The organism is Sporichthyaceae bacterium, from assembly GCA_036269075.1.
GTDB lineage: Bacteria > Actinomycetota > Actinomycetes > Sporichthyales > Sporichthyaceae > DASQPJ01.
The window spans coordinates 73871-95190 of sequence record DATASX010000087.1 but is presented as its reverse complement, the minus strand read 5'-3'; the positions used below and the strand labels follow the sequence as shown (position 1 = coordinate 95190).

15 protein-coding genes are annotated in these 21320 nt (G+C 69.9%); 2 read left to right on the top strand and 13 right to left on the bottom strand.

Annotated elements, in window-relative coordinates:
• Positions 1 to 2: 2 nt before the first annotated feature.
• Positions 3 to 1568, bottom strand: coding sequence for a hypothetical protein (locus VHU88_16405; protein HEX3613272.1), 1566 nt, complete (start codon positions 1566 to 1568; stop codon positions 3 to 5).
• Positions 1569 to 1906: 338 nt separating this feature from the next.
• Between VHU88_16405 and VHU88_16400 the strand changes: the two genes are divergently transcribed.
• Positions 1907 to 3622, top strand: a complete 1716-nt coding sequence (locus tag VHU88_16400; protein HEX3613271.1) for a helix-turn-helix domain-containing protein — start codon at positions 1907 to 1909, stop codon at positions 3620 to 3622.
• 169 nt (positions 3623 to 3791) lie between these two features.
• Here the strand turns inward: VHU88_16400 and VHU88_16395 are convergent, their stop codons facing one another.
• The 4 genes from VHU88_16395 to VHU88_16380 all read right to left on the bottom strand — a co-directional run bounded on the left by VHU88_16395 (position 3792) and on the right by VHU88_16380 (position 8617).
• Entirely contained in the window at positions 3792 to 5399 is a 1608-nt protein-coding gene (locus VHU88_16395; GenBank protein HEX3613270.1) for an ABC transporter substrate-binding protein, read from the bottom strand.
• Positions 5400 to 5820: 421 nt separating this feature from the next.
• Positions 5821 to 6747 (bottom strand): RNA polymerase sigma-70 factor, encoded by a 927-nt coding sequence (locus VHU88_16390; protein HEX3613269.1) that lies wholly within the window; start codon positions 6745 to 6747, stop codon positions 5821 to 5823.
• Positions 6744 to 7910 (bottom strand): FAD-dependent oxidoreductase, encoded by a 1167-nt coding sequence (locus VHU88_16385; GenBank protein HEX3613268.1) that lies wholly within the window; start codon positions 7908 to 7910, stop codon positions 6744 to 6746. The genes VHU88_16390 and VHU88_16385 overlap by 4 nt, the downstream gene beginning before the upstream one ends.
• A 122-nt stretch (positions 7911 to 8032) precedes the next feature.
• Positions 8033 to 8617 (bottom strand): dihydrofolate reductase family protein, encoded by a 585-nt coding sequence (locus VHU88_16380; protein HEX3613267.1) that lies wholly within the window; start codon positions 8615 to 8617, stop codon positions 8033 to 8035.
• Between the two features lie 157 nt (positions 8618 to 8774).
• On the opposite strand from VHU88_16380, the gene VHU88_16375 reads away from it, so the two are divergent.
• Positions 8775 to 9215 (top strand): VOC family protein, encoded by a 441-nt coding sequence (locus tag VHU88_16375; protein HEX3613266.1) that lies wholly within the window; start codon positions 8775 to 8777, stop codon positions 9213 to 9215.
• A gap of 33 nt (positions 9216 to 9248) precedes the next feature.
• Here the strand turns inward: VHU88_16375 and VHU88_16370 are convergent, their stop codons facing one another.
• From VHU88_16370 to VHU88_16335, 8 genes are read right to left on the bottom strand one after another with little or no spacing between them, the layout of a single operon-like run.
• On the bottom strand, positions 9249 to 10523 hold the full coding sequence (locus VHU88_16370; GenBank protein ID HEX3613265.1) for a glycosyltransferase: 1275 nt from the start codon (positions 10521 to 10523) through the stop codon (positions 9249 to 9251).
• A gap of 27 nt (positions 10524 to 10550) precedes the next feature.
• On the bottom strand, positions 10551 to 11630 hold the full coding sequence (locus VHU88_16365; protein HEX3613264.1) for a hypothetical protein: 1080 nt from the start codon (positions 11628 to 11630) through the stop codon (positions 10551 to 10553).
• Positions 11627 to 12571: an ATP-binding cassette domain-containing protein gene (locus tag VHU88_16360; GenBank protein ID HEX3613263.1), complete on the bottom strand. Its 945-nt coding sequence runs from the start codon at positions 12569 to 12571 to the stop codon at positions 11627 to 11629. Before VHU88_16360 ends, VHU88_16365 begins: the two co-directional genes overlap by 4 nt.
• Positions 12568 to 14436, bottom strand: a complete 1869-nt coding sequence (locus VHU88_16355; GenBank protein HEX3613262.1) for a wax ester/triacylglycerol synthase domain-containing protein — start codon at positions 14434 to 14436, stop codon at positions 12568 to 12570. The genes VHU88_16360 and VHU88_16355 overlap by 4 nt, the downstream gene beginning before the upstream one ends.
• Complete coding sequence (locus VHU88_16350) at positions 14433 to 15617, bottom strand: nucleotide disphospho-sugar-binding domain-containing protein (GenBank protein HEX3613261.1); 1185 nt, start codon at positions 15615 to 15617, stop codon at positions 14433 to 14435. Before VHU88_16350 ends, VHU88_16355 begins: the two co-directional genes overlap by 4 nt.
• A complete protein-coding gene (locus VHU88_16345) occupies positions 15614 to 16435 on the bottom strand; it encodes an alpha/beta hydrolase (GenBank protein ID HEX3613260.1) in 822 nt (273 codons plus the stop codon). Before VHU88_16345 ends, VHU88_16350 begins: the two co-directional genes overlap by 4 nt.
• Entirely contained in the window at positions 16432 to 16740 is a 309-nt protein-coding gene (locus VHU88_16340) for a phosphopantetheine-binding protein (GenBank protein HEX3613259.1), read from the bottom strand. The genes VHU88_16345 and VHU88_16340 overlap by 4 nt, the downstream gene beginning before the upstream one ends.
• A complete protein-coding gene (locus VHU88_16335) occupies positions 16737 to 21311 on the bottom strand; it encodes a beta-ketoacyl synthase N-terminal-like domain-containing protein (GenBank protein ID HEX3613258.1) in 4575 nt (1524 codons plus the stop codon). Before VHU88_16335 ends, VHU88_16340 begins: the two co-directional genes overlap by 4 nt.
• Between the last annotated feature and the right edge of the window lie 9 nt (positions 21312 to 21320).

Sequence of the window (21320 nt, the reverse complement as noted above, 5' to 3'; positions counted from 1 at the left end):
CCTCAACCCTCCGATCCGTCGGTCGGGGCGGCCGAGTCGTCGGCTGCCCCCGCATTCTGGGCGGCCAGTACGCGCAACGGGTCGACGATCTCCACACCCAACTTCGCGATGTCGTCGATGGTCCACATGGGCTTGGTGTCGTCGACGTGCGGCTGCGCCACCAGGGTCCTGCCGTCGGCCCGGAGCAGACCGTTCTTGACGATGTACTCGTCCAGGCCCCAGCCGTCGAAGATCTCGTCGAAGGCGCGCATCTGCAGGTAACGCTCGGGGCAGTTGTCGAAGATCTCCTGGCACGGTTGCGAGCAGAACGCGTGCAGGCGGCCGGCGTGCTCGACCACGCGGGCGGTCGGCGCACCGGGATGCGGGAACACGGTGGGCATCGCGCAGACTCGGCACAGCGGTGGCGCTGCCGGGAAGGCCTGGAAGGGGATCATCCCCGCCTTCGGGTCCTGCAGGGCGCGGTAGCCCTCCCAGAACGAGCCGTAGATCGCGTGCCAGCCGGGGAACTGCTGCTCCATCCACTCCATGCCGCGCTCGTCCAGCCCGGGGAAGCGCCACCAGTGGAACGGCCAGGTGGCGGCACCGACCATGGCCGCGGTGTGCGGCAACCACTGCAACCGCTCGGCGGCGTGGGCGAAGTGCTTGGGGATCTTCAGACCGAAGCGCTCCAGCTTTGCGATGTAGCCGCTTACCCAGTCATCGACGATCCACTCCTGCCACTTCTCCACGTAGTTGATCCGTTGCGGGGTGAAGTACATGTACAGCGCGCCCAGCAACGGGTCGAGGAATGCGTGCTGGCACCAGAACGCCCGGTCGAAGGCCTCCTGCGCCAGCGGCAGGTTCTCGTCGACGCTGAGCACCGCTGCCAGTGTCGAGTACCCGTTGGCCATGTGCCGGGCCTCATCGGACTGGATCGACAGGAAGACCCCGGGCGTCACATCGTCGCCGTTGAACGCGGCGACCTCGGTCAGGGGCACGAACAAGGGGTTCGTGTAAGCGGTCTCGGTGACCACCGACAGCGTGATCGCACTCTCGATCGGGTCGTTCACGAAGTAGTTCTCGAAGCAGCACCGCGAGGCGCGGCCGAACACGTTCGACCCGCGCACGCGCATGCCGCGGTCGAAGCCTTCGGAATCCTCGGCGTGGCGGGCGAAGTGCCGCAGCAGGTACAACTCCTGATTGACGTGCCGCTGCTCGTCCAACGCCTGAGTGAGATAGCCCTGGCGCAACTCAGGGTTGTCGACCGTCTCGACCAGTTGCGCCATGTTCTTCATCGCGCCGTACTCGGCATAGACGAGCATGGGCAGGACGAGCTTCAGCGCCTCCATCCAGCCCCGATCGGACCGGGCTGCGGCGCCGGTGCGCGAGAGCACATCCTCGAGGGCCCCGTACTGGCGCTCGTCCTTCTCCTGCTCCATGGACAGGTACTCGCGCACCAAGGTCCGGAACGGATCCTTGGTCTTGCCAGGGATCTTGAACTTCGTCGGGTACCGGGTGGAACCGGGCACGTAGCTCGGCGCCCAGTCGAAGTCCTTGATGCGGTCATGGGCCAGGACGGCCGTCGTCATCGCAGCATCCTCACGATCTCCGCCCGGCCGGCCCGACCGGAAAGTCGGAGGTACCGGCACGGAGGGGGTTGACCTGCTCGGGCGCTCTCTCACCTACGGGGGACTGCGGCGCAGCGCAGGGCGATCGTAGGTCGGGCACAACGGTCGCGGGTGTGCCAAGTTGACGCACCTGTGCCGCCCGCCAGCGCCTTGTCGCCCAGCTGCGGACGGCAGCGGGAAGTTGTGTCAGGTTGACACAGCGGACTGCACTGCGCAGGCGTACTGTGACTGTGCCCGTGGCACAGGCGCGCCCATCCGAGCGGGCCCGAGTACCTCCGAAATCCTGGGGGACGAGCGAGATGGCCGACCCGTCCGAGACCAGCCTGAACGGTCTGCTGCCCGGGGCACGGGATCGGCTGCGGGCGCTGGTGGACGGGCGCCTGCTACGGCCTGACATCGAGAGATCGTGGCGGCGGGCGATCGACAGCGGCCTGGAACCCGGCGTCGACCTGTCGACATTGAGTGTCGCGGACATCGACCGACAGAGCCGACTGGCCGTGGCCGCCAAGCCAGTGCTCGACCAACTGTCCGACGACTTCGACGGCACCACGTACTGCCTCGCGTTGGCTGATCACCGCGCCCGCATCATCGAACGCCGATTCGGCGAGATGCAGATCGGGACCATGCTGGACCGTCTCGGCATGGTTCCTGGTGCGGAGTTCCGCGAGGAGAACTCGGGCACGAACTCGATCGCCACGGTCGTCGCCCTGGGCAAGCCGCTCACCGTGACCGGTGACGAGCACTACGTCGACGCGCTGCGCAACTTCTCCTGTTACGGACACCCGATCCTCAACCCGGTGACACAGGCGTTGGAAGGCGTCCTGGACATCTCCTGCCCCGTGGGCACGGGCAACCCCTTGATCCGGCCGCTGCTGGTCCGATCGGTTCGCGAGATCGAGCAACGACTGCTCGAATACGCCTGTGCGGCCGACCAACGGATGCTGGACGTGTACCGGACCGCCACGCAACGGCGCGGTCGACCGGTTCTGGTCCTCGGCGACACGGCGGTCCTGGCCAACCCGGCGGCGATGGAGATCTTCGACGCCGTCGACCAGGCCGCGTTCCGCGAACTTGCCAACTCCGCCCCTGCGCACGACCGGCGCACCCACACCCTGGTGCTGTCCTCCGGCGCCCGGGTGCGGGTCGAGGTCCGGCGCATCGACGGGACCGGTCGGGTGCTGTTCGAGTTCGAGCGGTTGGACGAGCACGGACCGCCGGCCCGCCGTGCGGGATTCTGTGCCCCAGTCGAGGATCTCGTCCGTTCCCTGGAGCAGGCGCGCACCCGACGCCTGCCGGTCCTGGTGTGCGGTGAGCCGGGTACCGGGCGCACCACGCTGATCCGCGAACTCGCCGCCTCCCATCCGCCGGCCGTGATCGAGGGATCCGACGTGGTCAACCTCGGCGAGTCCGCGTGGCTGGAGAAGTTCCGCGACCTCGTCTCCGGTGAATCTCTCGTGGTCGTCGAGGACCTGCAGCTGGTGCCGCCTGCCGCAGTGCGCAATCTGCTGTCCCTGCTGGAGCAGGACGCGGTCTGGTTCGCGTTGACGACGGCCCCTACCAGTCAGCCGTCGGGCGAGCACGCCATGCTGATGGCGCACTGCCCGGTGCGGATCGATCTTCCGCCGTTGCGGTCCCGGTTGCCCGAACTCGGGCGCTTGATCCACGACCTGGTCGGGCACCTGTGCCCGGGTTCGACGGTGCGGTTCCTACCGCAGACCGTCGAGGTGCTCGCCGCGCACCAGTGGCCGGGTAACCTGCGGGAACTGGAGAACGTGCTGCGCAACGTCCTGCGCAACCGGTCGGCCGGCGACATAATCCCGACCGATCTGCCGCTGGAGTACCGCGGTGGGGTCCGGGCCAGACGGCTGACCACGGTCCAGCAGTTGGAGCACGACGCGATCATCGCGGCTCTTGATGCCTGCCGCGGCAACAAGGTCGCGGCTGCCGAACGCCTGGGCATGAGCCGGTCCACGCTGTACCGGCGCATCCGCACCCTCGGCGTTCCGGACGCCTGACCTTCGGTGACCGCCGTCGGCGGACGAGATCGGCCGGCCGAGTCGAAGCTCGGCCGGCCGGTGCGCTCAACTCGAACCGATCACTTCCATGTGTGATCGCGCTTCGCGCTCAACACATGTTCAATCGCCTCGGGAGAAAAAGCTCGTTCCTCGCTTTTCTCCGCTCGGCTCATTTCCATGTGTAGATGACGTATTGACTGTCGTCGGGGCTGAATCCGTTCGGCGAGCCGTCGGGGTTCGAGACGGTGTTCGTGGACGTGTACTTGTACATGAACTCGCGGCCCTGACCCCATTCCTTGTTCCAGTTGTCGCCGGTGCGCTCGCCCTGCGACCAGCTGAACCGTTGGTCCAACGAGCTGTCGGACCGGTAGACGTCACCGTTGCCCAACTGCGCCATGAGCCGGTCGCGGGTCAGGTTGGGGCCGATCGCCTTGGCGGCCAGGGCGAAGATGTTCGCGCCCACATAGCCGGCCTGGACGATGTGGTGGTTGATGCCGCGGTTGCCGCGGGCGTACTTGTTCATGGTTGCGATGAACTCCGGGCCCCACAGCTTGTACGTGGTGTTGGTCCAGTAGCGGTTCACCGGCCACTGTCCGAACAGTGAGCCCAGGACCTCGGCTGCCAGGTGGTTACCCGAGATTCCCTTCGGCGGGTAGTAGCCCTGCTGCGCGGCTTCCACGATGAACTTCGCGATCGTCGCCGGGTTGATCACGTAGTGGATGATGTGCTCCGGCGCCGCCGCGCGCATCGCCAGCACGTACGCCGACATCGAGGTCTCCGAGATGGAGACGTCCGCACGCTTGACCATCTTGGCGCCTGCCGTGTCCATGACCCGCTGGACCTGGTTGCAGGCCAGCTGCATCTCCGGCGAGGTGAGGCAGATCAGCCCGTAGGTCTTCGGCTTGATGACATTGGCCGCCCAGTGCGCCCCGGCCATGGCCTCGTGGATCATCGACATGTGGGTCGGGAACATGAACGGGTCCTGCCACTCGGTCTGCGAGTAGGCCCAGATCCCGACCACGGGGATGTGGTACTGCTTCAGATCGTCGTGGATCGACGCGCTCGCCCAGGTCGAGTAGGTGAGGAAGGAGAAGATTCGGTCGACGCCGACCAGCTTCTTGATGCACGCCTTCGACCGGGCCACCTCGCCCGGCCCGTCGTCGCAGTCGATCACGGACATGCGCCGGCCGAGCACCCCGCCACGGTCGTTGATCGCCGACAGGGCACCGCGCACCCCGTTGATCATCGGGGTGATCAGCACGTTGCCCAGGGCCATGCCGTGCATGTTCACGGTGCCCAGGGTTATGGACTGCTTGGTGATCCCGACGTCGGTGGCCCCGTTGGCCTGGTCGTAGATCTTCTGGTTGGCCGCCTGCTGTGCCGCGTTGGTGTCGATGCTGTGCACCTGGTCGGCTGCGGCGGCACTTACGGCGGCCTGCGCCGCCTTCGGGGAAGCTGCCTCGGACTTCTTGGCCGGAGCCCCGGCCGACTTGGCGACCGCCGGCTTGGCCGCCGACTTGACCGGGGCGGTCGCCGGCTTCGTGTCGGTCTTGGTGCCGGTGGCCGGTGCGGATTTCGCGGCCGTGGTGGTCGTGGCGGCGGCCGCAGCGGGCTGGGGAGCGGTAGCTGCTGCCGGGGCCGCGTTCGTGGTGGATGCAGGTGCTGCGGGGGCGGCGGCCTGTTGCGCCACGTTGTTGCCGGAACTTCCACCGCAGGCGGCCAGCATCAGCGCCATGCTGGCAATCACCGGTACGGCGGTCGAAGCTTGCTTCCGCATTCCTTTCCTGCCGAGATTCATCCTTACTCCCTGCTCGTCGGGCGCGATGCACTGGGGTTGCGCGCAACATTAGGAAGAAAAGCCCGATGTGAGGTGCGTCAACTTGACACATCCCGGCCAGGGTGTTCAGAGACAAATCCGCAGGTCAGTGCCTCGTGTTCGGATTGCGGGGGCGCGGTGGTCCGCCGCGGTCGCGGAAGGGCGTGGCCCCGTAGTTGCTTGCAGTTGCAGTTCGCTCCAGTTCGGGCCCGGCCGTCCAGGTACCTCATCGGGTCTGACCTGCGCGGATGACTCCGACGACCTACCCCGAACCCCACCTGTCGGAGCTTGAACCTCGCTTCCCGCAAGGCAGCACGGGTTCGAATCCCGTCCCGGGCACGCGTGCGTCGACCTCGCGGAGGAAGCGCGCGGGTTCCGGACCTCAGTTGAGCCGGCCCGATCCGGGCTCGATGAACCGGAGCTTGTCGGGGTTGGCGACAGCGCGAATGCCGGTGACCGTCCCGACCTCGCCGACCTCGACGGAGATCAGTGCGAGCGGGCGGTCCGGGCCGGACAGCAGGATGCCGGTGCCGGCGTTGACCTCGATCAGTTCGGCGCGCATGTCCTCGGGCCGGATGCCTTGGTAGCCGCGGCCTCGGACCCCGACCAGCCACGCAGCGACCTTCGCTGCGCCGTGAATGGGGCGCAGGGCCGCACGGACCTTGCCGCCGCCGTCGGTCCACAGCGTGACGTCGGGGGCGAGAACTTCCAGCAACTCGTTCAGGTCACCACCGAGGGCGGCGGCGAGGAACTTCTCGGTGGCCGCGCGGCGTTCGTCCGGCCCGGGTCGAAAGCGCGGGCGGCGGGCCTGGACGTGCTCGCGGGCGCGGTGGCCCAGTTGCCGGACCGAGGCCTCGGAACGGTCCACCGCGTCGGCGATCTCGTTGTACCCGAAGCCGAACACCTCCCGCAGCACGAACACGGCGCGCTCCAAGGGGGTCAGCGTCTCCAGCACCACCAGCATCGCCATCGACACCGAATCGGCCAGCACCGAGTGCTCGGCGACGTCCGGGTCGGTGAGGACCGGCTCGGGCAACCACGGACCGACGTAGGTCTCGCGCTGCACGCGCGCCGAACGCAGCCGGTCGACGGCCAGATTGGTCGCGATGCGCACCAGGTAGGCCTTCACGTCGGCCACTGCGCGTCGCTCGGCCGTCGACCATTTCAACCACGAGTCCTGGACCACGTCCTCGGCGTCGCTTGCCGTGCCGAGGATTCGGTAGGCCACCGCGAACAGCAACCTGCGGTGGGCCAGGAAACTCGCCTCGGCGTCCACGTCGGCGCCGCGCCCGTCGGGGTCGACCGTCATCCGAGACCCCGCGTGGCCGAACCGCCACGAGGCAGCGGGATCGGCCCGCCGTACCGACTGATGAACTTGAAGCCCGGCAACGGCAAGGCGCAGAAGGCCTCCTTGTAGGTCACCGCGCGGCGGCCGGTCAACACGGCTCGCCGCGGGCGTTCGTCGGGGCGGGTGAACTGGATGACCGCGTCGTGGCGGCCGAGGCTGACCGGTTGGTGGACGTAGCCGTACCGGAACGGTCGCGGCTTGCCGCCGCGGAGCTCCCGCGCGATCGAGTCCGCGGCGTGGATCGCGCTCGGGACCGCCGCGCCGCAGGTGCCGTGCATGGTGCCCCAGTTCTGCTCGATCACGGCGGCATCACCAACGGCGTAGACGTTTGTGTGCGAGACCGACCGCAGGTAGGCGTCGGTCACGATCCGCCCGCGCTCGTCAACGGCCATCCCGGCCTCGCCGGCCACCGTGGACGCCCGGACGCCGCAGGTCCACAGCACCGCGTCGGCATCGAGCACCTCCCCACCGGCGAGTTCGACCGCCGCCGGCAGCACCTTGGTCACCTCGGCACCGACACGGACCGCCACACCGAGGCGTTCGAGCGCGGCCTCGACGTAGGACCGGGCCTTGGCGCCCATCATCGCCCCGGGCCCCTGCCCGCCCACCAGGACCACCCGCACGTCGGGATAGGACTCGGCGATCTCCGCCGCCGATTCCACGCCGGTCAACCCGGCGCCGACCACCACCACGCTGCCCGCCGCCGGCGCGGCCAGGTGCTCCGCGAGCCGGACTGCGCACGACGCGTCGTCGAATGTGTAGGCGTGTTCGGCGACACCGGGAACTGACTGGGTGTCAGTCACACCCCCCAGCGCGTAGACCAACCGGTCGTAGGCAAGGACCCGGCCGCCGTCCAGAGCCACCGCCCCTGCCGCCGCGTCGACGCCGGTCACCCAGCCCTGGACGAACTCGACACCCGAACCGTGCAGCATCTCCGGGATCTGCAGGTCGGCCAGGTCCTGACCGGTGGCCGTCTGGTGCAGCCGCACCCGTTCGGTGAACCGGGTCACCGGGTTCACCAGGGTCACGCGGACGTCGGCGCGCCGGGTTCGCCTGGCCAGGCGAAGCGCGGCCGTCATGCCGGCGTAGCCGGCGCCCAGCACAAGCACTCGGTGCTCGCTCATCTCGATCATCCTCCCGCTCTGCGCCCGATATTCGGAGCGTCGAGACAAGGGACGGATCGGGGTCGTGGTTCGTGACATCAGCATCGTGTGGCGGGGGTCACAAACAGCGCAGGACCGTCGGCTCAGTTCGTCCTGCGGTAGCGGATGTGGGTCGTCAGTGGTGAGTGCAGGACCTCGACAGGTTCGAAGCCGAAATTCTCGACCCCGTCGAAGATCCGCTCACCGGAGCCGAGCAGTACCGGGGCGATGTCCAGGGTGAGTTCGTCGATGACGCCGGCAGCCAACCCCTGCCGGACGACCGAGGCGCCACCGGCGATGTCGACGCCGTCGCCGGCGGCGACCTCGAGGGCTGCGGCGTAGGCGGCGTCGAAGCCGTCGGTGACGAAGTGGAACGTGGTGCCGCCCTGCAGCTGGATCGGGTCGCGGGCTTGATGGGTGAGCACGAACACCGGCGCGTGATACGGCGGTTCGGCGCCCCACCACCCGGTCCAGTCCAGGTCCCAGGGTCCGCGGCCGGGCCCGAACATGTTGCGGCCCATGACGTAGGCACCACGCGGGCGCAGCAGCCAGTCCCGCGCCGTCACGTCCGCGGCGGTGGCCCGCGGATCACCGATGTGCCAACCGTGCAGTTCCAACCCGCGCCGCCCGATCGGGTCCTGCAGACTCTGATCGGGACCGGCAACGAAACCGTCCAACGAGATCGACATGTGGCACGTGGTTGCCCGCACGCATCCCCCAGATCCGCGACCCCCGACGACCAGCCCAACGTTAGCGACCAACGCGACAGACCCGCCGTCCGCTACCGCAACGATGCGGGCTCTCCCTGCCTCGCCGACATGGTGGTGGGACCTTATCCTCGGGGCCATGACGATTCGCCGCATGGACAACGTCGGCATCGTCGTCGACGACCTCGACGCCGCCGTCGCGTTCTTCACCGAACTGGGCATGGAACTGGAAGGCCGAACGCCGATCGAAGGAAGCTGGGCCGGCAACGTCGTCGGGCTGCACGACATGCGGAGCGAGATCGCGATGATGCGGATCCCGAACGCCCCGGGCCGGCTGGAACTGGCGAAGTACCACAACCCGAAGGCGATCACCCCCGACCCGGCGATCGCCCCGGCGAACACGTTGGGCCTGCACCGCGTCATGTTCGCCGTCGACAACCTCGAGGACACCCTGGCCCGGCTCCGCCCCCACGGCGCCGAACTCCTCGGCGCGGTAACGCGCTACGAGGACAGCTACCTGCTCTGCTATCTCCGCGGCCCGGCCGGAATCATCCTCGCCCTGGCCCAGCAACTCACCTGACACGGCGTCAGGACCGGGACCGACGGCCTTGCCTCAGGCGACCGCCGCGCCGTTGCGCAGTGCGGCGGCTTCGATCAAGTCCGCCGACCGGCACTGGCCGGGTCGATCCTCACGCAGCAACGCACCGGTTCGGGCTGCGGCCCGCACCGTTGTCGGCTCCAGAGCCGATGTCAGTGCTGCACACAATGTTGAGACCGACAAATTCTTGAAGCACAAGTGGACCCCTGCGCCCAGTTGCTCGACCCGGCTGCCCCAGAACGGCTGGTCGAAGAACACTGAACAGACCACCGTCGGTGCGCCCACCGTCAGCCCGGCCGCCGTGGTGCCCGCGCCGCCGTGATGAACGACGGCACGGCAATGCGGGAACACCTGATCGTGATCGACCTTGCCGACGACCCGCAGCCGATCGTCGGAGGTGGCCGCGACCGAGCTCCATCCCGAGCTGAGCACGATCCGAATTCCCAACCTCTCGGCGGAGGTTCGGACGACGTCGAGGACGCGCTCATCCGCGACCGGCATGCTGCCGAAACCCACGTACACCGGGCTCTCGCCCGAGCCGATCCACTTGACGAGATCGTCGTCCAACGCGGCGTCCCCGAGCGCCTGGTGCAACTCCGGACGGAGCGAGAAGAAGCCGACGACGGGCGTCGAAGCCCGAGCGGGCAGCTTCGGCACCACGACGGGACTGAATGCCTGCAACGTCTGATCCCCGCGGCGGGCCATCCGTACGGCCGTTGCGCGCCAGGTCGGCCCCATTCCCAGCCGGCGTCGCAAGCCGTGCGGATCACCGCCAAATTTCGCCCAGCACAGGCTCTGGAACAGGTGACCGCCGGCCAGGTTCAGGAATCCGGGAAGGGAACGGCCCGTGACCACCGGAGGTAGATAGGCGCTCGAGGGTCGGTAGGGAGCGAAATGAACCGCGAAGAACGGCACCCCGGCGGCTTCCGCGCACGACAGCACAATGTCGTCGGCGAACACGCCCGCGATCATCACCTCGGCGTCCGCGCAGACCTTGGGGATGTCCTCGATCAGTTGTGGTCCGGCTTCGCGCGCCATTGCCTCCATCCGTCGGCCCAGCGCCCGGAAGTCCCTCGACGCCAGCCACTCCCGGGCCTCCGGTACCTCGAGCACGGGTCGGATGTCGGGCCCGATGCTCTCCGTGCGCAGGCCCGCGGAAATGCCCATCCAGACGAGGTCCGGTGGCACACCGAGGGTCACCTCGTGACCGCGCGTGCGCAGTTCGTCGGCCAGCACCATCATCGGCTGCACGTCGCCGCGCGAACCCATCGCCACGACAGAGATACGCATGTTCACCTCGCAAGCAGTTGTGGGATGTCAGACGTCCTCGCGGAGCAACCGGTACGAGGCCCCGGCGAACAGCGCGCCCGCCCACGCGACCGAGACGATCAATGCGGCGGCCCGCGACCCGATGTGCCATCCGTGCGGATCGGCCCAGATCGCCTCGCCGGCCTCGGCCGGCAGGTAGGGCCCGATCCACCGTGCGCCGGCTTGGGGCAGCAACTGGACCAGGAGGGGCAGAGCGAAGAAGATCCCGACCAGCGCGCTGATGGCGGCGGCGGTGGTGCGCAGCAGGCTTCCCAGGGCGAGCCCGATCACGCCGAGCAGCATCATGTACAGCGTGGCCTGGAACCCGGCCGTCCACAGCTCCCGATCGGTCGGGTCGACCGCCCAGCCCTGCGCCCGCAGTTCGGCCACCCCGACGAGCATCGCGGTCGGAGTGCAGACCACGGCGATCGCGGCGACGACGCCAACCACCACCAGCAATTTGGCCCACAGCACCGGCATCCGAGTCGGCACCACGGTCAACGTGGAGCGGATCAGCCCGCTGGCGTACTCCGCCGTGATCACCAGCACCCCCAGGACGCCCACGGCCAGTGGGGCCAGCCGGATACCGACGAGCAGGACGACCCCGGGGTCCAGCGGTGCCGTCCCGGAGCCGTCCGGAGCAGCGCCCGCCGTGGCAGCCGCCATCGGGGCCAGCCCGACCACACAGGCCGTGGCCACCGCCGGGCCGATCCGACTGGACCGCAGCGAGGCGAACTTCGTCCACTCCGAGCAGATCACCCGCCACTGGGTACTACCCAGCCCGGAAGCGCGGGTTCGCACCCGCGTCGCGACGGGGGCTGCCTCGCGCGCAGCACGCAACGACGATGCCGCCCGCGCGGAGAACCGGCGCGGCCCTGCCCCAGCTCGTGACAGAGGTCCCCACCCCGCCTTCACGAGGCAGCCCACCCCGAGGGCCTCGCACGCGAGTCCGTAGGCGGACCACATGCCCGCGGGCTCGCCGACGACCACCAGCGTGGCGGCGGCGATGAGCGCGACGCCGTACCCGGCCAGCATCAGGTTCGCCCTGGTCGCCTTGTCGCCGGAGAGCGCGGCCTGCGTTCGGCTCATCGGGTGGCCGAGCCGACCAGCCCAGGGGCAGCGCTCTGCGCCGCCGACCGGAACTCGACCGAGTGGCTGGTCAGCTCCAAGAACGCCTCCTCGAGCGAGACCTGTGCGACGCGCAGTTCGTGGACCCGAAGTCCGTGCTGCCAGGCGAGATCCCCGATCTGCTCGGGGCTTCGCCCGCGAACGGCCAACACGCCGGGGGCCGTCGGTGTGACGCTCACCGCGGCGCCGGCGAGCAGAGCAGCCAGCCGCGGACCGTCCGGTGTACGCACCAGCACGTGCTCGGGAGCGGCGCGAGCGACGAACTCCTCGACGGTGGTGTCGGCAATGAGGCGACCGCCGCCGATCACGATCAACCGGTCGGCCGTCAGAGCCATTTCCGAGAGCAGGTGGGAGGAGACGAACACGGCCCGACCGGCCGCCGCGAGCTTGCGCAACAGGTTGCGGATCCACCGGATGCCCTCGGGGTCCAGGCCGTTGCCCGGCTCGTCGAGCATCACGGTCGCCGGGTCGCCGAGCAGTGCCGCGGCGATGCCCAGGCGCTGAACCGTGCCGAGCGACAGGGCGCCAGCGGCCATGTGGGCAACCTGGGTCAGCCCCACCAGTTCGAGGACCTCATCGACCCGTGCCCGGCCGATCCCGTTGGTCTGGGCCAGCGCACGCAGGTGGTCCACCGCGGAACGCGCCGGGTGTACCGCATTCGCCTCCAGCAGGACGCCCATCTCCGTCATCGGCGCGGCAGCGCGGCGATATTGATTTCCGTTGACTCGCACCCAGCCGGACGTCGGGCGGTCCAGGCCCGCGATCATCCGCATCGTGGTCGACTTCCCCGCCCCGTTCGGGCCGAGGAAGCCGGTCACGATCCCGGGCGGCACGGTGAACGACAGACCGGCGACCGCCGCCTTGTCCCCGTAACGCTTCGACAGGTTCTGGACCTCGATCAAACCTGCTCCATCGATGCGGCGGTCCGGGACCGCGTTTCGATGTGGGCGCCTGCGACGTCGAGGTCGGGCACCGGCGTGCCGACCGCCGTCCGCACGGCCGCGAGCACGAGCAGTTCGGCCAGTGCCCGGTGCAGCCCGTCGAGGAACTCGCGTGGCTCACCGATCCCGGCCTCGGAGCTGGCCACCGACACGAGGAGCCGATCCGGGTAGCTGGTGAGCACCACGATCGGCCCGGTGCTCCCGCCGTTCGCCGGCCCGACGACGTACCCGCCCTCGATCGGGACCCCGGCCAGGGAACCTGTCGGGCGCACCACGCGCAGGTGGGACACGATGATGTTCGACCGCGCCGTGGGCGTCCTGCGTTCGTTTCGCCTCTGCCGTCGGAGAATCGCGTCGAGCAGCGGGGGCGGGATCTGGTCCAGCCACTCGCCGATCAACTCCGGCCCGCCTGCCACCAGCAGCTGTTTCGCCCGCGCGGTGACGGCGCCGATGGTGATCAGCCGTTCCCAGGGGTCCGCGACGTCGGTGGCAAGAGTGGTGGTCAGGAACGCGACCCGGTTGCCGAACGTGCGCGGTGCCGCGCCTGCTCGGTCCAGGCCGAACGGCACGCTCACGACCAGGGACCGTGTGGGAAGGCAGTCGCGCGCGGACAGATAGGCCCGCAGCGCCTCGGCCACGAGTGAAAGCACGACCTCGTTGATCGTGACGCCGGCGGCCTCCTTGACCCGCATCAGATCCGGGATCGCCAGGCTGGTCCGGGCGAAGGTGCGCCGGCCGGCCGAGTCCTCGTTGAGGATGCAGAACGGGGTGTCCTTGGGATCGGGCGGCACGATCGGTGACGCCGCGGTCTCGGCCTTCGCGGCGGCAGCGACGGTTCGGCTCGTGCGGAGCAGGGCGGGCAGGCGTCGGGCCGTACGTGCCTGGTGGGCCAAGCCCTCCCCGACCAGCTGCCCGATGCGCGGCGCTCGCCCCGGTTGCGGGGCTGACCCCACGTCAGATCCCATCTCGCCGAGCAGGATCCGGATTGTGTTCAGGAGAGCGAACCCGTCGGCGACGCAGTGATGGATGGTGAGTAGGACCGCCTGTCGGCCGTCCTGCAGGCCGTGGACCAGCGTCAGCCGCCACAGCGGGCGCCGGCTGTCGAGGCGACGGCCGGCCTGATCGGCGCAGTACGCGTCGAGCGCCTCCGCGGTGCCGGGGGGCGGCAGGACGTGTTCGTCGATGTGATCGGCGACGCTGAACGCGGGATCGAGGACGTACACGGGTTGGCTGAGACCGAACGGAACTGCCACCACGCGCGAGCGGAATGCCGGCAGCGCGTCCAGCCGGTCGGCGACGTGGCGGCGCAGCCGGTCGACGTCCAGTGGGGCGGTCGTGGAGTCCCCGCCCGGTCCCGGCCGCAGCTGCCAGAGCATCATCACGTTCATCGGCGCCTCGTCGGTCTCGACGGCACGCAAGGCGTTGTCCAGGCCCGTCAGCCGCTGGGCCGGCGGCCGGCCGGCAGGAGGCAACATCAGCAGGAGCAGACAGCAGGCCAGCAGCAGCACCGCCAGGGCCAGCCGTCCGACCTGATGTTCACCGCGCCCGAAATCCGCGGCGGCGATGGTGATCAGGACGGCAGCGTCGGTCGCGAGAGCGCCAATCACCAGCGCCCAGAACCGATCCATCCGAGCCCCGGCCGGGGCGACCAGCGCCCACAACGCGGCACCGCCGAGGGCGGCAGGCGGGCCCCACCAGGGAAACATCCAACCCGGGCGCCCGTGGTGGAGCCAGAACTGCGACTCGAGAACACCGGCGATCAGGCAGGCCACCAGCCAGGCTGTCTGTACCTGGAGCCGTGAGGGCTTCCGCAGACCGGTGCTCATGCCACCGCTACCAATGCCATGGCCTCGATGTACCGCGCGGCCGCGACGGCACCACCTGCTGCCTGGAAGGACTCCCCGACGTGCTGGGCGCACTTGCGGTGGAGCGGGTCGTCCAGGACACGGTCCAGGGCCTGTCCGAGGCGCTCGCTGGTGATGCGCCCGAACGGCACCCGGACGCCGGCGCCCGCGGTTACCACCTGGTTCGCGATTACCGGCTGGTCGTCGCACATCGGCGCCACCACCAGGGGCACGCCGTAGCGGAGCGCCTCGCAGACGGTGTTGTGCCCCGCGTGGCAGACGACCGCCGAGCAGTAGGGCATGAGCTCGAGCTGCGGGACGGCCGGCAGCACCAGCACGTCGGCGGTGGCAGGCCGGCGCCCGAGGAGGCGGCTGGGGTCGACGATCACGCCTTGCAGCCGTGCCGAGCGCTCGGACAATGCCTCCAGAGCAGTGGTCAGGAACCTTGACCCGGCGCCCGGGTTGGCTGTGCCGAGGCTGACCAGCGCGAGCTTGCGATTGCGATCGCGCCATTGCCAGGGAAAGCCGCCGAGCGTGGGCCTGGCTTCGATCGACGGGCCCACGAAGCGGATCGGCCCGCACTGCACCCGTGGCGAACCGGCGAGCTCCGGCGAGGTGAACGCGATGATGAGGTGCGGGGAGAACCTCGGGTCCACGCCGTCGGCGGCGGCGCCGGTCCGGGTCCGCAGTTCGGCGAAGAGTTCGGTCACCCAGGCGTCGAGGAGCGGCACACTGTCCAGCGGGCCGGTGAACTCCGCCGACGTGGTCGCCGAGGTCACCCACGGCAGACCGAGCCGCTCGGCCACCAGGGCGCCCGCCACGGTCTGCTGATCGACGATCAGGACGTCGGGTTGGAACTGCTCGACCGCGGCGAGGACGCCTGGCGTCATCATCTCGCCCAGGGGGATCAGGAACTCCTGCCAGAGGAACTGGAAAGCGGCAAGACCGCGCTGGCCCGCCGGGCGCTGGAGCAGCTCACCGGAGGAGTCGCGGGGCACCGCGCAGTCGAAGACCCGGGCCCTCGGGCCTGCGAGCCGCTCGACGATCTCCGGCATGCCGGCCCAGGCGACCGTGTGCCCGCGCGCGACCAGCTCCGCGGCTACTCCGAGGGTGGGGTTGATGTGCCCGACCAGGGGCGGCACCACGGTCAGGAACCGACTCATGAGGCCCGCCGGTCTGCGGCGTGGGCCGTCGGCGAGACCGCGACGCCTTGCTCGGCCAACCAGTCCAGGATGAGCGCGCAGATCTGTTCCGGCGCCTCGGCCAGCACGAAGTGTTCCTGATCCGGGACGATGGCGCTGCGGCAGTCGGGCAGCGCCTTCTCCATCTCGGCGGCCAGGCCGACCATCTCGGAATTCGCGCCGTAGACAGCGAACACCGGGCACTGGATGCGACCGAAGTCCTCCGGTGCGAGGATCTCGCCGCTGGCCGGGATGTCGTCGGCCAGCGAGGTGGTGGTCAGGAACCGGGCCGCTGTGCGGGCCAGCCGTGCCATGTGGGGGCCGTAGGTGGCGGAGATCTCCGCGATGCTCTCCTCGAGCACCAACTCCGTCCTGCCGCGCGTCAGGTTGGCGACCATCTTGACCATCCAGTCCGAAGTCGCCGGTTCGGATTCGATCGCGAAGATGCTGGCAACCCGCTCCGGGCGCCGCGCGGCCAGGCCGAACACGACTGCCCCGCCGAAGCAGTTGCCGACCAGGTGGACGGGGCCGGCGACACCGAGTTCGTCGAGCAGTGCTTCGAGGTCGTCGATGAATCGTTCGAGCTGGTAGCCCGACGTCGGCCGGCTGGAGCGTCCGTGGCCGCGCTGGTCGTACATCACGACGTCGAGGCCCGCTTGGGCCAACACTGGAGCGATCGTGAAGTAGTAGCTCGCCAAGCTGTCCGCGGGCAGGCCGTGCACGAGCACCACCGGTGGACCCTCGTGCGGGCGCATGCGCTCCACGTGGAAACGCACCTCGTTGATCTCATGGAATGTCATCGAAGGATCGCCTCCGCCGGCGCCAGGTGATCGGTGACGTGGTCGGCCAACTGACCCACCGTCAGGGCCATGAGCTCGGGGAGTTTCTTGCCCGCGACGAACTCGGCCAGGTTGATCTGCTCACCCCATCGGTCGTGCAGCATCACCGCGAGACTGACCAGGTCGATGCTCTCCAATTCGAGGTCGTCGAGGAACAACGTGTCCCTGGTGATCTCGACCTGGAACGGACCGAGGTCGGCGAGTATCTGCGAGAGCATCTCCGAGATCTCGACGAGGACCCGGTCGCTGGTGGGGTGAGGGGTCATGCTGTGGCCATCCTCTCGCGGTGGTGGCGGTACTCGATTTCCGCTGTCGTGGGTGCTTCGGCAGCCAGAGCCACGACATAGTCGCGTGGGGGCAGCCCGGGCCGGTTGGTGAGGCGGTGCAAATCAACCCGATGGTTCAGACGCTTGCCTGACTGATCGTCAGAAAGCGCGACCCAGATCTCGCGCTCGGCCGCCGAGACGACGGCGAAGTCCCGTGGACGGCCCTGAAGCCCCGTTCCGTGCGCTTTGGCAACCGCCTCCTTCGCCGTCCAGAAGCGGGTGAACCAGAGTTCGGGTGAATCCCCGGCCGCGACGCAGGTCGCCAGCAGTTCGCGCTCCGCGGGGCACAGTGCGAATTCGACCGTGTCCGTCGGGCGCGGGCAGACCTCCTCGACATCGATGCCCACGCCCCAGCCCTGTCCCGGACGAACGACGGCAACGGCGGCCTCGGCGCAGTGCGCGATGGAAACCTCGAGGCGGGGGAGCACCCGGCCGTGCATCCCTTGCACCCAGGGCTTTCCGTGCTCGTCGTTACCCACAGCGATCTCGGCCGGCCACACCGCGCCGGCGCCGTCGGCCCAGAGCAGGTGGCGCACCGCGTCCTTGGCGGCCAGCCGACCGAGCACCCAGCCCCGGCGCCCGCGGGGCGGCCGCCGGTCGTAGGTCTCCCGCTCGGCTGTGCCCAGGTAGGCGCGCATCACGAGGTCCCGGGTGGCGAGGTCGGGCCAGAGGTCCTGCACCAACACCCACCCCCCGGGCTGGATCGCGCCGTGCGCGGTCGTCTCCACGCGGCGATAGACCGCATGGGTTAGCGGGTCGGAGTCGAACCGGCGGTCGCGCCAGGCCGACACCTGCGCCCAGACGACCTGCCCGCCCCCGGGCCCCGGCAGGGACAGCTGGACGTCGGCCGCCACTGTCTTCTCGGTCAGCTCGACGATTCGGATGTGGCAGGCCACCTCGGTTCCGGGCGGCGGAGTGAGCCCGTGGAACCGGATCTCGCGCATGCTCACCGGGAAGACGACCGCGCGGTGCGGTTGGGTCTCGAAGACCCAGCAGCCCAGGACCTGCCCGACGTTGTCGAGCAGCGCCCCCGGCGCCTCGGGGGCGGTGATGATCCCGCGGATGTGCAGCTCGCCGATCGCCGTCAGCTCTGTGACGCCTTGGAAGGCCGGGCCGTGGAACATCCATCGCTGGTCGTAGATCCCCGCGGCGGTGAACTTCGGGCGGCGCTCGGAGGCGGGCTCGATCGGCCACGGGGCGGGCGCGGGCGGGTACGCCGCCGCGAGTTCCACGGCCCCCCGCGCGTAGGTGCCGAACGCCGCGGACAGGCGGCCGTCGGCCTCCGGCTCGAGATTGATCTCCACGTCCTTGGCGGGGATCGCGGGCACCCACTCGCCGAATCGCAGGTCGTGCAGCGCCACCGGCACGCTGTGCGGCGCAGAGGCCCCGGCGGCCTCGAGCAGGTGCACAGCGATCGTGGTCGCGGGCACGACGGGGAACCCGTCCGCCGCGTCCGGCCAGCCCGGACGTCGGCTGAAGAAGCAGTGGTCCATCAGGTACGGCATGGCCTCCACCGAGACGCGCAGGACGGTGGTCCGGCGCGCGGGGGCAGCAGGCAGTGGTTCCTGACGGCCCGTCAGCTGCGGGTGCGACACCGGCCGGGTGGCCAGGGCGTCCCGGCCGGCGGTGAGCAGCGCCAGGGCGGACCGTTCGGTCTCCTGCATCAGGGCCTCGAACTCGGCCAGCGCGGGAATGCGGCCGGCGAACTCGGACAGGTCCGGGCGTCCCGACGGAGCCGATCGCGGACCGATTGCGGCGCGCAGAACGTCGAGGTCGGCGGGGTCCAGCGAGATCAGTGGGCCACCGAGGTTCAGCCGGACGGCCGGGAGCGCCCGCCGCTCGACGGAAACCACGGGGGCTGGGCGCAGGCAGGCCAGGTCCGGATCGGCGCCCTCGACCCACATCGCGGTGGCGACGATCCGCAGCTGGGCCAGGCCGTCGCGCTGTGCTGATCCGGCAGCGACAGCGAGGTGGTCCCGGTCGCGCAGGATGTCGCTGACCAGGGCGGTGACCTGGCCGACGCCGAGCTGCACGAAGGCGCGGAATCCCTTGTCGTACATCGCCGCCACGAGCGGTCGGAACCGAACCGGCTCCAAGAGGTGGCGGACGAATAGGGCTCGGACCCCTGCCTCGTCGGCGGGGAACTCCGCGGCCGTCGTGGCCGACCAGACGGGCACTGTCGGCGTAAGTATCTCGAAGCGCTCCGCGCCCTCGCGGATCGGACCGAGGTACGGCTCGAGCATGGGGGTGTGGAATCCGGACTGGAAGGGCAGGACGGTCCCCAGGATTCCGCGAGCGCGCATGGCCACGATGAATGCCTCGACCGCCTCCGCCGGGCCGCACACGATCGACTGCTGCGGGGCGTTGTCGTGGGAGAGCACGACCCGGCTTTCCGGCACCGACCAGACACCGGGCGCAGCGAGTTCCTCGAGCACCAGTTCCGCCCGCGCACCAAGGGCACCGAATGACAGGCCGGGCACGCGAAACGCGTCGGGGTCGAAGGTGGACAGGAACACCTCGGTGGTGTCCGGGGGGAATACGCCGCCTGCGACCATCGCCGTCCACTCCCCGACACTGTGCCCGGCCACCGCGTCGGGGGCGATGCCCATGCGATGCAGGGCAGCGTTGAGCAGGTGTCCGACGGTGACCACGGCGGCCCCGTGCCGGCCGACGTCGCCGACCAGGTCGGTCCCAACGGGCAGGGGCGGCATCGGCAGGGCGAAATGGGCGGCCACGTCGGCCACGTGCGGTGCGAAGGTCTCCTCCAGTCCCGGGAACAGGAAGGCGACGCGGCCGCCACCGTCGGGGCCGAGCAGCGGTGTCGGGGAGAACCAGACGTCGCTGCGGCCGCGCCACGCTGTGCCGCGCTCCACGGCCCAGCGGGCGAGCGCAAGGCGTTTCTCGGTGGGGTCCACGACGGCGAGGCGGCACGGTGGTGCCGCGCGCGCGTCGAGCCGGAGGCCGGCGGTGACAACCTCGGCGTCGGGCACCGCGAGCAACTCCGCGAGCGCGGCGGGCGAGGGCGCAGCCAGCCGCAGGACTTGCTCCGGCTCGAACACCCGGGCACGCCGGTGGTCCCCGGGTCGCTGCTCGGTCGGTCGGGAGCGGGTGCCTGTCGGCGCCTGCTCGAGCACGACGTGGGCGTTGATCCCGCCGAACCCGAAAGCGTTCACCCCGGCACGGCGCGGGCCGGCGGACTCCCAGGTCGTCGCGGTGTCGATGGTGCGGAACCGCGTTGCGGCCAGGGCAGGGTGCGGCACGTCGCAGTGCAGGGTGGGCAGCAGGACGCCGTGGTGGACGGCCAGGGCGGCCTTGACCAGGCCGGCCACACCGGCTGCCGGCATCGCGTGCCCGATCATCGACTTGACCGAGCCGAGCACGGCACGTTCCGCACCCTGGACCGGCCCACCGAAGACTTCCTGAAGGGTCGTCAGTTCGGCGGCGTCACCGGCTGGTGTCGCGGTTCCGTGCGCCTCGAGCAGCCCCAGTGAGCCGGGGGTCAGGGGGTCCAGGCCGGCTGCTGCCCACGCGGCACGCACGGCGCGGGCCTGCCCGCCCGGGTCGGGGCTGGCCAGTGCCGCGGTGCGGCCGTCGCTGGCCACGCCGGTGCCGCGGATCACCGCATACACGCGATCGCCGTCGCGCTGCGCGTCGGAGAGCCGCTTGAGTACGACGATTCCCGTTCCCTCGCCGATCAGGATGCCGTCGGCGTCGCGGTGGAACGGGCGGATCTGCTGGCTCACCGACAAGGCACGCAGCTGGGTGAAGACGCTCCACATGGTGATGTCGTGGCAGTGGTGCACGCCGCCGGCCAGCATCACGTCACAGCGCCCGCGGGCCAGCTCCGTGACCGCCTGGTCGACGGCGATCAGCGAGGAGGCGCACGCGGCGTCCACCGTGCTGGCCGGGCCGCGCAGGTCGAGGCGGTTCGCGATCCGGGACGCGGCCAGGTTGGGCACCAGCCCGATCGCGGACTCCGGACGGTCCGGACCCAGCTGGGTCAGGAAGGCGTCGCGCAGCGCACTGCGTTGCTCGGAACTCAGATCCGGTACGAGCTCGCCCAGCGTACGGAGCACCTGGTGCACGGTGCGCACCCGCTGGTCCAGCCGGACCAGACCGGGCGTCAGGTATCCGCCGCGGCCGAGGATCACCCCGACGCGGTCGCGTGTGGGCAACCGCTCGGCGCCGCCGGCGTCGTCGATCGCCGCCTCGGCGACCTGCAATGCGATGAGCTGGTCGGGCTCGATTCCCGACACCGAGCTGGGCATGATCCCGAACCGGGTCGGCTCGACCTGCGCCTGCTCGTCGACGAATCCGCCGCGTCGGCAGTAGATCCGGTCCGGCACGCCCGGCCCCGAGGCAGCGTCCGGATCGTAGTAGTCGGGGTCCCACCGGTTCGCCGGGACGTCGCTGATGCAGTCGACGCCGTCGGTCAGGTTGCGCCAGTAGGTGGTCAGGTCCGGTGCGCCGGGAAGGAGGACGGCCATGCCGACTATCGCGATGCCGTCCATCGAAGTTTC

Bases quoted from the DNA above. Each gene is read 5' to 3' on its own strand.
- VHU88_16405 (HEX3613272.1), bottom strand. From the start codon at position 1,568: ATGACGACGGCCGTCCTGGCCCATGACCGCATCAAGGACTTCGACTGG.
- VHU88_16400 (HEX3613271.1), top strand. From the start codon at position 1,907: ATGGCCGACCCGTCCGAGACCAGCCTGAACGGTCTGCTGCCCGGGGCA.
- VHU88_16395 (HEX3613270.1), bottom strand. From the start codon at position 5,399: ATGCGGAAGCAAGCTTCGACCGCCGTACCGGTGATTGCCAGCATGGCG.
- VHU88_16390 (HEX3613269.1), bottom strand. From the start codon at position 6,747: ATGACGGTCGACCCCGACGGGCGCGGCGCCGACGTGGACGCCGAGGCG.
- VHU88_16385 (HEX3613268.1), bottom strand. From the start codon at position 7,910: ATGAGCGAGCACCGAGTGCTTGTGCTGGGCGCCGGCTACGCCGGCATG.
- VHU88_16380 (HEX3613267.1), bottom strand. From the start codon at position 8,617: ATGTCGATCTCGTTGGACGGTTTCGTTGCCGGTCCCGATCAGAGTCTG.
- VHU88_16375 (HEX3613266.1), top strand. From the start codon at position 8,775: ATGACGATTCGCCGCATGGACAACGTCGGCATCGTCGTCGACGACCTC.
- VHU88_16370 (HEX3613265.1), bottom strand. From the start codon at position 10,523: ATGCGTATCTCTGTCGTGGCGATGGGTTCGCGCGGCGACGTGCAGCCG.
- VHU88_16365 (HEX3613264.1), bottom strand. From the start codon at position 11,630: ATGAGCCGAACGCAGGCCGCGCTCTCCGGCGACAAGGCGACCAGGGCG.
- VHU88_16355 (HEX3613262.1), bottom strand. From the start codon at position 14,436: ATGAGCACCGGTCTGCGGAAGCCCTCACGGCTCCAGGTACAGACAGCC.
- VHU88_16350 (HEX3613261.1), bottom strand. From the start codon at position 15,617: ATGAGTCGGTTCCTGACCGTGGTGCCGCCCCTGGTCGGGCACATCAAC.
- VHU88_16345 (HEX3613260.1), bottom strand. From the start codon at position 16,435: ATGACATTCCATGAGATCAACGAGGTGCGTTTCCACGTGGAGCGCATG.
- VHU88_16340 (HEX3613259.1), bottom strand. From the start codon at position 16,740: ATGACCCCTCACCCCACCAGCGACCGGGTCCTCGTCGAGATCTCGGAG.
- VHU88_16335 (HEX3613258.1), bottom strand. From the start codon at position 21,311: ATGGACGGCATCGCGATAGTCGGCATGGCCGTCCTCCTTCCCGGCGCA.